14 protein-coding genes are annotated in these 13333 nt (G+C 73.5%); 8 read left to right on the forward strand and 6 right to left on the reverse strand.

Going from position 1 to position 13333, the window contains the following annotated elements:
* Positions 1–19 precede the first annotated feature (19 nt).
* The gene (locus tag ABD343_RS07935) at positions 20–535 is read left to right on the forward strand and encodes a Rieske (2Fe-2S) protein (protein WP_344525492.1); all 516 of its coding nucleotides are present in this window, start codon (positions 20–22) and stop codon (positions 533–535) included.
* On the opposite strand, the gene ABD343_RS07940 is transcribed toward ABD343_RS07935, so the two are convergent.
* Complete coding sequence (locus ABD343_RS07940) at positions 482–1192, reverse strand: cysteine hydrolase family protein (RefSeq protein WP_344525494.1); 711 nt, start codon at positions 1190–1192, stop codon at positions 482–484. The genes ABD343_RS07935 and ABD343_RS07940 overlap by 54 nt on opposite strands.
* Before the next feature lie 99 nt (positions 1193–1291).
* Between ABD343_RS07940 and ABD343_RS07945 the strand changes: the two genes are divergently transcribed.
* Positions 1292–1753, forward strand: a complete 462-nt coding sequence (locus ABD343_RS07945; protein ID WP_344525496.1) for a pyridoxamine 5'-phosphate oxidase family protein — start codon at positions 1292–1294, stop codon at positions 1751–1753.
* A gap of 255 nt (positions 1754–2008) precedes the next feature.
* On the opposite strand, the gene ABD343_RS07950 is transcribed toward ABD343_RS07945, so the two are convergent.
* Positions 2009–3340, reverse strand: a complete 1332-nt coding sequence (locus tag ABD343_RS07950) for an aminotransferase class I/II-fold pyridoxal phosphate-dependent enzyme (RefSeq protein WP_344525497.1) — start codon at positions 3338–3340, stop codon at positions 2009–2011.
* Positions 3341–3388: 48 nt separating this feature from the next.
* Here ABD343_RS07950 and ABD343_RS07955 point away from each other — a divergent pair, with 48 nt between their 5' ends.
* Entirely contained in the window at positions 3389–4084 is a 696-nt protein-coding gene (locus ABD343_RS07955; protein WP_344525499.1) for a pyridoxamine 5'-phosphate oxidase family protein, read from the forward strand.
* Here ABD343_RS07955 and ABD343_RS07960 read toward each other — a convergent pair.
* The gene (locus tag ABD343_RS07960) at positions 4071–5105 is read right to left on the reverse strand and encodes an EamA family transporter (protein ID WP_344525500.1); all 1035 of its coding nucleotides are present in this window, start codon (positions 5103–5105) and stop codon (positions 4071–4073) included. The genes ABD343_RS07955 and ABD343_RS07960 overlap by 14 nt on opposite strands.
* A 122-nt stretch (positions 5106–5227) precedes the next feature.
* Positions 5228–5767 (reverse strand): Clp protease N-terminal domain-containing protein, encoded by a 540-nt coding sequence (locus tag ABD343_RS07965; RefSeq protein ID WP_344525502.1) that lies wholly within the window; start codon positions 5765–5767, stop codon positions 5228–5230.
* Between the two features lie 223 nt (positions 5768–5990).
* Here ABD343_RS07965 and ABD343_RS07970 point away from each other — a divergent pair, with 223 nt between their 5' ends.
* A complete protein-coding gene (locus ABD343_RS07970; RefSeq protein WP_344525504.1) occupies positions 5991–6242 on the forward strand; it encodes a hypothetical protein in 252 nt (83 codons plus the stop codon).
* A gap of 69 nt (positions 6243–6311) precedes the next feature.
* Positions 6312–7013 carry a DUF4232 domain-containing protein gene (locus ABD343_RS07975; RefSeq protein ID WP_344525506.1) on the forward strand — a complete coding sequence of 234 codons (702 nt, stop codon included), beginning with the start codon at positions 6312–6314 and terminating at the stop codon, positions 7011–7013.
* A 98-nt stretch (positions 7014–7111) separates the two neighbouring features.
* Here ABD343_RS07975 and ABD343_RS07980 read toward each other — a convergent pair whose 3' ends face one another.
* Complete coding sequence (locus ABD343_RS07980; RefSeq protein WP_344525508.1) at positions 7112–7792, reverse strand: PadR family transcriptional regulator; 681 nt, start codon at positions 7790–7792, stop codon at positions 7112–7114.
* Between the two features lie 226 nt (positions 7793–8018).
* Here ABD343_RS07980 and ABD343_RS07985 point away from each other — a divergent pair, with 226 nt between their 5' ends.
* A complete protein-coding gene (locus ABD343_RS07985; RefSeq protein ID WP_344525510.1) occupies positions 8019–9416 on the forward strand; it encodes a pyridoxal phosphate-dependent decarboxylase family protein in 1398 nt (465 codons plus the stop codon).
* A gap of 175 nt (positions 9417–9591) precedes the next feature.
* Positions 9592–10428 carry a PhzF family phenazine biosynthesis protein gene (locus tag ABD343_RS07990; protein WP_344525512.1) on the forward strand — a complete coding sequence of 279 codons (837 nt, stop codon included), beginning with the start codon at positions 9592–9594 and terminating at the stop codon, positions 10426–10428.
* Positions 10429–10449: 21 nt separating this feature from the next.
* On the opposite strand, the gene ABD343_RS07995 is transcribed toward ABD343_RS07990, so the two are convergent.
* A complete protein-coding gene (locus ABD343_RS07995; RefSeq protein ID WP_425578123.1) occupies positions 10450–11232 on the reverse strand; it encodes a CPBP family intramembrane glutamic endopeptidase in 783 nt (260 codons plus the stop codon).
* Positions 11233–11511: 279 nt separating this feature from the next.
* On the opposite strand from ABD343_RS07995, the gene ABD343_RS08000 reads away from it, so the two are divergent.
* The gene (locus ABD343_RS08000; protein WP_344525516.1) at positions 11512–13314 is read left to right on the forward strand and encodes a substrate-binding domain-containing protein; all 1803 of its coding nucleotides are present in this window, start codon (positions 11512–11514) and stop codon (positions 13312–13314) included.
* The last annotated feature ends 19 nt before the right edge of the window (positions 13315–13333 follow it).

A 13333-nucleotide genomic window follows, 5' to 3' on the forward strand; every position in this document is an offset into this window, starting at 1 on the left:
CACGGACAGGAACGCCACCATGAACCACCAGCTCACCTCCCGCCGGTCCGTTCTCGCCGCCGCGGGCATGGCCGGTCTCGCCGCCACGCTCGTCTCCTGCGGGGACTCCGGCGACGGCTCCGACGACGGTGACGGCGAAGGCGGGGGATACGGAGACGGGGGCGGCGCGGACGACGAGAAGGAGTCGGATGGGGAAGCGGACGACGAGGAGGGCGGGGACCCCGGGAACGGCGGGGACGGGGACGGCGGGGGCGCGCTCGGCCGGGTCGCGGAGATCCCGGAGGGCGGCGGCAAGGTCTTCGAGGACCGGAAGGTGGTCGTCACACAGCCGAGCGCGGGCGAGTTCAAGGCGTTCTCGGCGACCTGCCAGCACAAGGGCTGCCTGGTGAACGAGGTGTCGGGGGGCACCATCAACTGCCCGTGCCACGGCAGCAAGTACGACATCTCCGACGGCAGCGTGAAGGCGGGCCCCGCCCGCCGCTCACTGCCCGGGAAGCGTGTCTCGGTGAAGGACGGCACCGTCCGGCTCGCCTGACGGCGACGACGGTGTCCTCCAGCAGCCGATGACGGCATCCGCCGTGGTGACGGTCGCGACCAGCGCCAGGGTGTGCCGGACTATCGCGGGGGTGTAGTCCGCGGGCACCCCGGCGATGGCGTCGGCCGGCACCACGGCGGTGTACCCCAGGTTCACCGCGTCGAACACAGCGTTCGGTATCGCCACGTTCGCCGAGACGCCGGTGACGATCAGCGTCCGTACGCCCATGTTGCGCAGCAGCGGATCGACGTCCGTGCCCGCGAGCGGCGAGAGGCCGTGCAGGCGGCGGACGACGAGATCCGCGTCGGCGACCGCGATGGGGTCGGCGACGCGGACGGCGTCGGACCCGGTGAGCTGCTGGACGGGCAGCCGTTCGGCAGCCCGGAAGAGGCGCGCGTTGCGGTTGGCGCCCCGCCCGTCGGGGCGCCGCTCGGCGACGGCGTGCACCACCTGCACGCCCGCCGCATGGGCCGCCGCCGTCAGCCGCGCGACCCGTTCGAGTGCCCCGGACGCGCGTGCCGCGTCCGCGAGTTCGGGCAGCGCGCTGTCGTCCCCGACGACGCCGCGCTGGCACTCGACGGTGAGCAGCGCGGTGGTGGCGGGGTCCAGCAGGGCGGTGAGCCGGCGATCGTTGCCATACGCTTCGTCCGTAGCCATGCCGCGGCACGATAGGAGGCATTGCGCGAGCCCGGAAGACAGCGGATGATGTCGGGGCCGAAAAATCTGACGCGACGTCAGCAGGGAGGCGCGGAACGCATGACCGTCACCGAGCAGCGGCGGGGCCGCCGGATCATGATGACGCCGGAGGAGCGGGACGCCTTCCTCGTGGAGCAACGCACCTGTCGCGTCGCCACGGTGGGCGCCGACGGCACCCCGCATGTGGGAGCCCTGTGGTTCTGCTGGCACGAGGAATCCCTGTGGCTGTATTCCGTGACGCGCAGCAGGCGCTGGGCCCAGCTCCGGCACGACCCCCGCCTCGCGGTGGTCGTCGACGACGGCCACGAGTACGCGGAGCTGCGCGGCGTGGAGCTGTCCGGCCGCGCCGTCTTCGTCGGCGAATCCCCCCGCACGGGCGAGCCCTGCTCCGAACTGGAAGCGCCGGAACGGATCTTCGCGGCCAAGTACTTCGGCTTGGACGAGATGCCCCACGACGGCCGCCACGCCTGGCTCCGCCTCACCCCGGACCGCATCGTCTCCTGGGACTTCCACAAGATCTGACCCCCGGACTCGCGCAAGGGCCCCGCCCGTCACGACCGTTGCGGGGCCCGGTCACGACCGCTGCGGGGATGACCCGTTCGACCTCGGCGATGTCCGCCGGGTCCGCGGGCGGCGCCAGCGCGGCGTGCGTCGCCGGGGCGTGCTCGGTCAGCCACGTCTCCATGCGCGTCCACGACTCACTGATCGGTGCGGTCATGGCACGGCATCCTTCCATCCGGCACCGAGGGCACCGGCCCTCACCCGTACCGCCGGCCCTCACCCGTACCGGCGGGCCTCACCCGGGCTGATCGCCGAGGCCAGGTCCGCGGCGAGGAGGGGGATCTCGCGCGGCGCGAGGCGGGAGACCGTGAGGCGGAGGCCCGGCGGGGAGGCGAGGCGGAAGCGGGCACCGGGGGCGGCGGCCCAGCCCGCGTGGAGGAGGCGGGCGACGGCCCCGGTCTCGTCGGGGGCGTGCAGCCATACGTTCATGCCCGTGCGCCCGTACGCGGTGATGTCGCGGTCGGCGAGCGCGGCGATCAGCGCGTCGCGCCGCCCGGCGTACGAGCGGGCCACGTGCGCGGGGTCGACGGAGCCCGAGGCCCACAGGTGCGCGACAGCGTGCTGCAGCACATGGCTGACCCAGCCGGGGCCGAGGCGCTGGCGGCCCCGGACGCGGTCGACGGTGAGGGCGTCACCGGCGAGGACGGCGAGGCGGAGATCCGGTCCGTACGCCTTCGCGGTCGAGCGGGCCAGGGCCCAGTGCTCGGTGGTGCCCGCGAGGGTGTGCGGGGGGAGGTCGACGATGCCGTGGCCGTGGTCGTCCTCGATGAGCAGCGTCCCGGGGCGGGCCGCGAGCACGGCGCGCAGCTCGCGGGCGCGCGCGGCGGAGACGGCGGCGCCCGTCGGGTTCTGCGCGCGGCAGGTGACGACGACGGCCCGCGCCCCCTCCCCCAGCGCGCGCTCCAGCGCGTCCGCCAGCGGGCCCTCGTCGTCGACGGCGACCGGGACGGCGCGCAGCCCGAGTCCGGGGACGAGGTCGAGGAGGCTGCCCCAGCCCGGGTCCTCGACGGCGACGGCGTCGCCGGGGCGGAGGTGGGCGGCGAGCACCCGCTCGATCGCGTCGAGGGACCCGGAGGTCACGGCGAGGTGGTCCGCCGGGATGCCGTCGGCCGCCAGCTCGGCGCGGGCGTGGGAGGCCAGTTCGGGGTCGACGGCCGGGCCCCCGTAGAGCACCGGGGCGTGGGACGCGCGGTCGGCGGCGACGGCGAGCGCCTCGGTGAGGGAGGGGAGCAGGGCCGGGTCCGGATTGCCGTCCGAGATGTCGACGGCGCCCTCGGGGGCCTCGACGCCGAGGGACTCGCGGGGCGTGCTCGCCGGGCGCGAGCGCACGCGGGTGCCGCGCCGCCCGGCGGTCTCGACGACGCCGCGCTCGCGGAGCGTGCGGTACGCCGCCGCCACCGTGTTCGGATTCACGCCCAGCTCCGTCGCCAACTCGCGCAGGGGCGGCAGGACTTGGCCCGGCCTGAGGTCCCCTGCACCCACGCCGCGCTCCACGCTGGCGGCGATCTCCGCTGCGCGGCGCCCCTCGATCCTGTATTCTCCTAGCACAAAGACAATTGTGCACTAGTACAAATGACGACGCAAGGGGAGTGCCTCGTGTCCACCGATACCGCCGCCACCGCAACCGACACCCCCGCCCCTTCGGCCTACGCGAGAACCGACCGCACCACCCCCACCCGCTCCCGCGAACGCGCCTCGTACGACAAGGAGTTCGTGCACGGGATACTCGACGAGGGGTACCTCTGCCATCTCGGCTTCGTCCGCGACGGCGCCCCCGTCGTCCTGCCCACGCTCTACGCGCGCGTGGACGAGCGGCTGTACGTGCACGGCTCGACGGGCGCCTGGGCGCTGCGCGAGGCGAGCGAGACCGACCCCGGCATGCCGGTCTGCCTGACGGTCACCCATGTCGACGGGATCGTCCTCGCCCGCTCCGGCTTCCACCACTCGATCAACTACCGCTCGGTGGTCGTCCACGGCCTCGCCCGCCAGGTGACCGATCCCGGCGAGCGGCTCACCGCCCTCGACGCGCTGACCGACTCGGTGGTCCCCGGCCGCGCCGACGACTCGCGCCGGGGCAACGCGAAGGAGCTGGCGGCCACCGCCGTGCTCCGCCTCGACCTGGAGGAGGTCTCGGCCAAGTCCCGCACGGGCGGGCCCAACGACGAGCCCGAGGACCTCGGCCTCCCCTACTGGAGCGGCGTCCTCCCGGTCGCGCCCGCGTACGGCACGCCGGTCCCGTCCGAGGACCTCGCCCCCGGCATCCCGGTCCCGGACTACCTCACCGCGCGCTGACGCCGGACGGGCGGTCGCCGTCGCCGTGCGGCTCGCCCGAGGCCACGGCGACCGCCCGCCCCTCCTCGTCCCGCGCGGGCGGCGCCTTGGGCGTCGAGCGCTGGGCGATGAACGCGCCGAGCAGCACGATCGCGCCGCCCGCGAGCTGTACGGCGCTGAGGTGCTCACCGAGCAGCACCCACGCCAGTACGGTCGCGATGACGGCCTCCAGGCAGGCCACCACGCCCGCGACCTGCGGCGACAGCATCCGCACGGAGATCACGCCCGTGAGGTACGCGGTCACCGTCGCGACCAGGACGATCCAGCCGAGCAGCACGAGCGCGCGTACGGGCGTGCCGTCCATCTCGGCCGTACCGCCGAGCACATCCCAGTCCATGCCCCAGGGGCGGGCGACGACGGTGAGCACGACGGCGCCGATCAGCAGCCCGTAGGCGATGACGCCGAGCGGATCGGCGGCGGGGCGGCCGTCGGTCTCCTCGCTGCCGTGGTCGGACAGGACGAAGTACCCGACCTGGCAGCAGGCCGCGCCGAGCGCCAGCAGCAGTCCGAGCGCGTCGAAGCGCAGCCCGGACCAGACCTCGACCACGCAGCCGAGCCCGCCCACCGCGAGCACCACGCCCACGGCGGCGGCGCGGGTCACGGGCCGCCGCTGCACGAACCGCACCCAGACCAGGACGAGCGCGGGCGCCAGATACTCGATGAGCAGCGCGACACCGACGGGGATACGGGAGAGCGCCGCGAAGTAGAACGCCTGCACGCCCGCGACCGCGAGCAGGCCGAAGCCGAGGAGCAGCCCGGGGCGTTCGCGCAGCAGGTTCCGGTGGCGCCAGGCCAGCGGCAGCAGCACGAGCGCGGCACCCGCGACGCGCAGCCAGGTCACATGGAGCGGTTCGAGCCCCGCCTCGATGAGCGGTTTGGCCGCGACGCCCGAGCCGCCGAAGGCGAAGGCCGAGAGCAGGGCCAGGGCGAGGGCGGACGTACGGGCCCGCGGGGCACCCGGTACGGGAGAGGTGTCGCGCATCGGAGAATCATCGCAGCGCGCGACAGGAGTGTCACCCCCGTTGGCCCTGTCACCGCTGCTGGGCCGGGCAGTGCCGCCGGGCCCGTGCCGGGCCGTTGGGCGGTCGTCAGCTTGGGTGGCCGTCAGCCCCGGGGGCCGCGGCCCGTCGTCCCCAGGCGTGCGGCCAGCTTGTCGGTGTCCACGCCGGCCCGCCGCAGCACCTCGACGCCGCGGCACTCCTCGTCGGCGACGACGCCCGCGAAGAGATCGACCCCCTCCGCGTACTCCGCGCCGCGCTCGCGCGCCCTCTCGCGCGCCAGTTCCAGGGCCGCCGCGGCGCTCGGCGACCAGCCGGGCACGCCGCCGGGCTGGTCGGAGACCGCGGGCACGGCGCCCGAGTCCTCGACGCTGCCCTGCCACCGCAGCCCGTAGCCGATGCTGCGCTGCACGAGATAGCCGAGGAGCTTGCCGACCTGGGGCCCGGGCTCGTCCCCGTCGAGCAGTTCCCAGACCTCGCGGTCGGACTCCAGGAGGCTGTGCAGCAGGTGCGCGGTGTCGATCTGCCGGTCCCCGTCCCGCGCCGCGCGCCGCCGCGCGGTCACCACCATCGCCGCCAGCGCAGCACTGACCTGCTCCTCGACTCCTGTGTCGGCTGGTTCGCTGGACGGTGTAGGGCTCTGCACACGAACACCACATCACACGCACCCGGAGCGGACATCGGCACCCCGTGGCATATGCACATCCCCCAGAGGTTGGGCACAGACGTCCGACGTCTCCTCCCTGGGGAGGATATGGTGCCGCACACCACCCCGACCCGTCCCCCACCCGCGACCCTGGCACCTACGCCGTCACACCGCACCTCACCTCATGTTCCCGCCCGTCACCCCCACCCGGCCCAGGAGCCCTATGGCCGCACTCGCCGAGCCCGTACCGGGCTGCTGGATGGTGGCGCTGCCGGGAACGGACGGAAAACAGTACGTGTACCGGGTGTACGCCCCGCGCGACGCGCTGCCCGGCGATCTGTTCTGGTCCGCGTTCCATTGCCATGAGGACGACGCCCGTCTCCCGCGCGCGTACGACTCCTTCGACGCCGCGGAGATCTGGCGGCTCAACACTCCCGCCCGGCCGGACGGTTCGCGAGGGATGAGCGCGCGGTAACGGGGAACCTGCACAGCGAGAGGTCAGTCCAAGCCCGCGACACCCGCTCCGGCAGCAACGGGAGAGACCATGGCCCCACACCATGCTCCGTACGCACGTCCGGCACTCGCCGCCCTCGCCGCGACCACCGCGCTGATCGCCGCGGGCTGCACGGCACACTCCTCCTCCCCCGCCTCCTCGTCGGAGGCCCCGAAGTCCTCGCAGTCCGCGAAGCCGTCGAAATCCGCGAATTCCCCGCAGTCCGCGCAGTCCTCGGCGCCCGCCGCCGTGAAAGAGGCCGAGGGCGCGGCGCGTACGGAGGACACCGCGGCCAAGAAGCAGGCGGCGTCACCCCGGGGCACTCCCTGGTGCGGTACGGAGCGGCTGAAGGTCTCCCTCCGCTCGCTGGAGTCCGGCGCGGGCCAGCGCTACGCCGCGCTCGTGCTGACGAACTCCTCGGACGCGCCCTGCCGTACGCGCGGCTGGCCCGGTCTCCAGCTCGCGAAGGACGACGGCGTGAAGATCCCGACGACCACCGAACGGGACCGGTCGAACGCCTCGGAGCAGTTCACGATGCGGCCCGGCGACCGCGCCTGGAGCAGGCTGCACTGGACCGTCGTCCCCGGCACCGGCGACCCGGCGGACGGCACCTGCCCGGAGCCGCGCACGCTGCGCGTCATCCCGCCCGACCAGCGCCGCGCACTGCAGACGGAGTGGAAGCTGGGCACCGTCTGCGGCGAGGGCGAACTCGACGCCACCGCCCTGCGCCTGGGCTCGGGCCCGGCGCACTGAGACCGAAAGGACGCGGCCGGGCCCCGAGGGGACCCGGCCGCGTCACACGCTCACACGCTCGCTCGTGATCGTGACGGCGCACGGGCGCCGTCACGCCCTCACTTCTCCTCGGCCGTTTCCTCGGCCGTGTCCTCGGCCTCGGCGAGGATGAGATAGAGCTTCTTCTTCGCGTCGTTGACCACGGTCAGCGCCTTGTCGCGCTGCTCGGGCGTGCCGGTGGTCCACACCTGGTGGAACGCCCCGGCCAGGCCGCCCGCCGCGTTGCGCATCTCGCGGGCGGCCTCCCAGTCGACGCCGCGCCCGGCCTCCTCCCAGGGGGCCTCGGCGCCCGCCTCGGCCTCGGTCCTGCCCGACTCGGTGAGCGCGAAGAGCTTCTTGCCGCCCTCGCTCTCGCTGGTGATCAGGCCCTCGTCCTCCAGGAGCTGGAGGGTGGGATAGACCGATCCGGGGCTCGGCTTCCAGGCGCCGCCACTGCGCTCGGCGATCTCCTGGATCATCTCGTACCCGTGCATCGGGCGGTCCTTGAGCAGCGCCAGGATCGAGGCGCGTACGTCACCGCGCCGGGCCCTGCCGCCGCGCGGCCCGGGACCGCCGCCCCTTCCGCGGCCCCTGCCGCCGAAGGCCGGGCCGTCGCCGAACGGGGGGCCGAAGGGCCCGAAGGCGGAGCGCCCGCGCTCACCGCGGCCCCAGCCCCGCCCGGGACCGCCGGGACCACGCCCGCGTCCGCGGCCTTCGCCGTGTCCGTGTTCCGCACCGTGGATGTGTTCGTAGGGGTGCATGGTTCTCTCCTTGTCGTCGATGACTGATCCATCTTTGATCAGTCGCGATGCCTCAACGATATATCGAGACTGTTCGGATGGCAAGCACCCGCGAGCCATGTGGTGTGAGCGAGCCGGTGACGTCGGGGTCCGCCTGGTAGGCCCAAGGCCAGTTGTCCGCGATTGGACCGGTAGTCGGAGCGGTGGGCTCCATACAGTCGTGGCCACACGACGAAGGAGACATCCCGTGCACCCGCGACTTGCCGCCGACCGCGACGGACTGCCGCTCCTGTTGGAGACCGTTCGTCAACACGCTGTCGGCCTGCTCAAGGAAATCCCCGAACGAGAGGTCGTCCCCTCAGCGCCGCTGCCGGATCCGGACCCTCTGCCCGCACAGGGGGCAGGGCTCCAGGCAGCGGTGGACGATTTCGCCGCCCGATGGGAGCCGGCCCTCTCGGCGAGCGCCGGACCGCGCTATCTGGGATTCGTCACCGGGGGCGCGACGCCCGCCGCGCTGGCCGGCGACTGGCTGACCGCGACCTGGGACCAGAACGCGATGTCTTCCCTGGACGGGGCCGGACAGCACCTGGAGCGGGAGACGATCGGCTGGCTGCGGACCCTGTTCGGCCTCTCCGAAGAGCACCACGGGACCTTTGTCAGCGGCGCCACCATGTCCAACACCGTCGGCCTCGCCGTCGCCCGCGAATGGCTCGGGGAACAGCGGGGCATCTCACCGGCTGAGCATGGTGCGGGCGCGCTCGGTTCCGTACGGGTGCTGTCAGGGGCCGCGCACTCCAGCGTGCCCAAGGGGTTGTCGATGCTCGGTCTGGGACGGAAGTCCCTCGTGCGCGTGCCCACCCTCCCCGGGCGGGAAGCGGTCGACCTGGCGGAACTGGAGCACGCGCTCGCCGAAGGGGAGAGCGACGGACGGTGCGTCGTGGTGGCCAACGCAGGTACGGTCAACACCGTCGACTTCGACGATCTGCGTGCCATCGCCGCGCTGCGCGAGCGTTACTCGTTCTGGCTGCACGTGGACGCGGCCTTCGGCGCCTTCGCCGCCCTGTCCCCCGAGCACGCCCACTTGGTGGACGGCCTCGACCTCGCCGACTCGATCTGCGTCGACCTGCACAAGTGGCTGAACGTTCCCTATGACAGCGCCGTGCAGTTCACTCGCCGCCCCGACCTGCAGACGCGCGTCTTCCAGAACGCGGCGGCCTACCTCGGTCCGCTCGGGGACACCCCCGACATGGCCCACCTCACCCCGGAGAATTCCCGCCGCCTGCGCGCTCTCGCGGCATGGTTCACCCTGCGGGCCTACGGCCGGGACGGCCATCGCGAGATCACCGAAAGGTGCGTCGACTGCGCCCGTGCGTTGGGCGACGCCGTCGAGAACGCACCCGGCCTGCGGCTCCTGGCACCGGTCCGCCTCAACGTCGTTTGCTTCACCCTTGCCGAGAACCCCACCACCGAACGGCTCGCCGCACTCGCCGGGCAGTTGGCCGCCGAAGCCTTCCTCACCCCCACCGTCCTCGACGGCGTGCCCGCGCTGCGGGCGGCCTTCAGCAACTGGCGAACCACCGAGGCCGACGCCCGGCGGGTGGCTGCGGCATTGCACACCGCACTGCGCGCACTGCCCACGTTGTGAGCCGGCCCCGCGCCCCGCACCCCGGGACCGACGCCCACCGCCACACGCCGGTCCGGGGTGCACGGCGCGGCCACGGCGTCGGCCGGCCTCCGGGCAGATCCGTTGCGACGGATCAAGCCACTTCCGTGGGATTGGCCGTATCCAGCGACGATATGGCTCTCTACGCTCCGCGAGCATGAGGATCCGTACCGTCGACGCCTTCGCCGACCGCCCCTACACCGGCAACCCCGCCGCCGTCGTGCTCTTCGACAGCGGCCCGTTCCCCGAGGACGGCCGCCTCCAGACGCTGGCCGCCGAGATGAACCTCGCCGAGACCGCGTACGCGCACCCGCTCCCGGACGACCCCGAGGCCGACTGGGCGCTGCGCTGGTTCACGCCCGTCGCCGAGGTCGATATGTGCGGCCACGCGACCGTGGCCACCGCGCACCTGCTCGCCGAGGACGGCCACGCCAAGCCCGGCGAGACCGTCCGGTTCCGCACCCGCAGCGGCGTGCTCGGCGCCACGGCGCGCGCCTGCGGCGACATCGCGCTCGACTTCCCCACCAGCACACCCGCGCCCGTCGGGATCCCCGAGGGCGTCGCGGCGGCGCTCGGCGCCGAGGTGACCGCCGCGTACGACACCGCGCCGCTGGACTATCTGCTGGTGGACGTCGCGGACGAGGCGACCGTGCGCGCGCTGCGCCCGGACTTGGCCGCCGTGGCCGCGCTCGACTGGCCCGCGGTCATCGTGACGGCACCCGCGGCGGGCGCCCGTACCGCGGACGGAGGCGCGTACGACTTCGTGTCGCGGATGTTCGCCCCGCGCCACGGCATCCCGGAGGACCCGGTCACGGGCAGCGCGCACACCGCCCTCGCCCCGCTGTGGTCGGCGCGGCTGGGCAGCGACAGCCTGACGGGGCTCCAGGCGTCGGCCCGTTCGGGGTATGTGCGCACCGAGCTGCGCGGCGAACGGACGCTGCTGACCGGCACGGCGTTCACCGTCCTCGACGCGGAGCTGCGCACGGAACTGTGAGGCCCCGGGTACGCGCGGGCGTCAGTCGGGCGTGGGCAGCCAGCCCACCTTGCCCGCGAGCAGCGCGTATCCGGCGAAGGCCACGATGTCGATCAGCGCGTGGGCCGCGACCAGCGGTCCGACGCGCCCCCACCGCCGGTAGAGCAGCACGAAGACGGCGCCCATCGCCATGTTGCCGAGGAAGCCGCCGATGCCCTGGTAGAGGTGGTACGAGCCGCGCAGCACCGAGCTGCCGGCGAGCACGGCCATCGGCCCCCAGCCCAACTGGTCCAGCCTGCGCACCAGATAGCCGAGGACGATGACCTCCTCCAGCACCGAGTTCTGCACGGCGGAGAGGACCAGCACCGGGTACTTCCACCAGACCGGCGGCAGGGACTCGGGCTCCACGGTGAGGTTGAAGCCGCTCGCCTGGGCGACGAGGTAGAAGGCGATGCCGCAGCCGCCGATGCCCGCGGCGACGGCCGCGCCTCGGCTCAGGTCGAACGCGGGCCTGAGCCGGTCGAAGCCCAGCGCCCGCAGCCCGCCCGCGCCCTCGCGCACCAGGAAGTGCGCGACCAGCGCGACGGGCACCAGCGCCGTCGCGATACCGAAGAGCTGCCAGGCCAGGTCGAGCCACGGACGCCCGGGCGCCTGCGAGGTGTTGAGCTGCGCGGACTGGTCGGCCAGGCCGCCCGGCCGGGTCAGCGCCCCGATGAACCGGATCAGCGAGGAGACCCCGCTCGCCCCGAGCGAGAGGGCGAGCACGAGCAGCAGCTCCGTACGGAGCGTCCGCCGGTCAGGGCCGTCCTCGGGGAGCGCCACCACCGGCGACGGCTCATCAGGAACCCGCGACCGCACACAAACCTCCCGTTCCGAAGGGCGCTCATTCCGCCCGTTCTCTCCCGTCACGTCCCGCCCGTCCGCCTCGTCCGCCGCTGCCGGTACCAGTTCGGCATTCGAGCCTCATCCCCACCGTGGCCACGCTAGGGTCTCGAATGCAGGTACGAAGATCGCGCGCGACCGCCCGGGGACGGACTCCGTCACGGTGTGCCGCTCCTCTCCCCGGTCGCCGCCCGAGCGGCTTTCAGGAGAGGCGCCTACGTCATGCCACGTCACAGCTTGCCCGACAACTCCGGTTCCCGCGGCGGGAGGGGTGCCCGTGCCGCCCTCGAACCGCCCCGGAGAGCGGGCAAGCGCCGCCGCACCGTGATGCTCGCGACGGCCGTCGTCGTCGCCATCGCCGCCGGCGGGGCCGTGGCCGCGCAGACGGGCGTGCTCCCCTTCGGCGGCTCGTGCGAGGGCGACGCGGTGGAACTCCGCATCGCCGCCTCCCCCGACATCGCCCCCGCCCTCCGCACCGTCGCGGACGAGGCGAAGAAGAACGAGGCCAAGTCCGACGGCCGCTGCCTGGACGTCCGGGTCAGCGAGCGTACGGGCACCGAGGTGGCCGACACCCTGACGCGCGGCGGCGACGACCTGGACAGCGACGTGTGGGTGCCCGACTCCAAGGTCTGGGTGGACCGCGCCTCGTCGGCGGCGGGCGCGCCCTCGCTGGAGACGCTCGGCAATGTCGCCAGCACCCCGCTCACGCTCGCGGCCGTGCCGTCGGCCGCCAAGAAGCTGGGCTGGCCGGAGAAGAAGCTCTCCTGGGCGAAGATGGCGTCCTCGGTGACCGCCGACGACGAGATGCGCCTCGGCACGGCCGACCCGGCCCGCAGCGCCACCGGCCTGCTCGCGCTCACGCAGATGCAGGCGTCGGCGGTCAAGGAGGAGGGGAAGAAGGCCGAGACGAAGACCGCGGCCGCCGCCAAGCAGCTCGCCGAGCACACCGCCCCCGGCGACTCCCAGGTGCTGGCCACCCTCCCGCACGACGCCTCGGACGCCGAGCTGGGCAATCCGCAGCGCAATCACGCGCTCATCCTCTCCGAGCAGGCCGCCTACGCCCACAACAAGCGCGAGGGCGACGCCACCGACCTGCGCCTCTTCTATCCCGAGGACGAGGCCACGGTGCTCGACTACCCGTACACCCTCGTCGACGACCAGAAGATCAGCACCGAGAAGGGCCGGGCAGCGCTCCGCTTCCAGACCCTGCTCGGGGACGCGCGGGGCCGCCAGGTGCTCGCCCGCGCGGGCTTCCGGCCCGTCAACGGCAAGGCCGACGCGGCCGTCGCGCGCGCGGCGGGCGGGCGCGAGCCGCAGCCCTTCGACGGGATACCCGGCGACCCGCCGGAGGCCAAGAACGTCAGCGCCGCCCTGGGCATGTGGACGATCACCGTGCAGAGCGCCCGCTTCATGATCGTCGTGGACGCGTCGGCGTCGATGGCGCAGGAGGTGCCCGGGCGCGGCCAGTCCCGGATGGACGTCACCAAGGCCTCGCTGATCCAGGGCCTCTCCCAGTTCACGCCCGACGACGAGGTCGGGCTCTGGGAGTTCTCCACCCGGCTCGACGGCAAGCGCGACTACCGCGAGCTGGTGCCCACCAAGCGCCTCGGCAGCCGTACGAGCGGCAACGAGACGCAGCGCGACCGGCTCACCGGCGCCTTCGGCAAGATGGCCCCGATCCCGGAGGGCGCCACGGGCCTCTACGACACCACGCTCGCGGCGTACAAGAAGGCCCGCGACGGCTACGCGCAGGGCAAGTTCAACGCCCTGGTCCTCCTCACCGACGGCGCCAACGAGGACGAGGGCAGCATCAACCGCAACGAACTCACCGCCGAGCTGGACGAGCTGGCCGAGGGCAAGCCCCTGCTGCCGGTCATCGCCGTGGCCGTCGGGCCCGACGCGGACGAGAAGGCCGCCAAGGAGATCGCCAAGGCGACCCACGGCTCCTCGCACCAGGTCGACGACCCGGCGCAGATCCACTCGGTCATCCTCAAGGCCATCATGGCGGCGGGCAGCAGGGGCTGAGCGCCACAGCGGTCGCGGC

The sequence above is a fragment of the Streptomyces albiaxialis genome (assembly GCF_039530985.1).
Classification (GTDB): domain Bacteria; phylum Actinomycetota; class Actinomycetes; order Streptomycetales; family Streptomycetaceae; genus Streptomyces; species Streptomyces albiaxialis.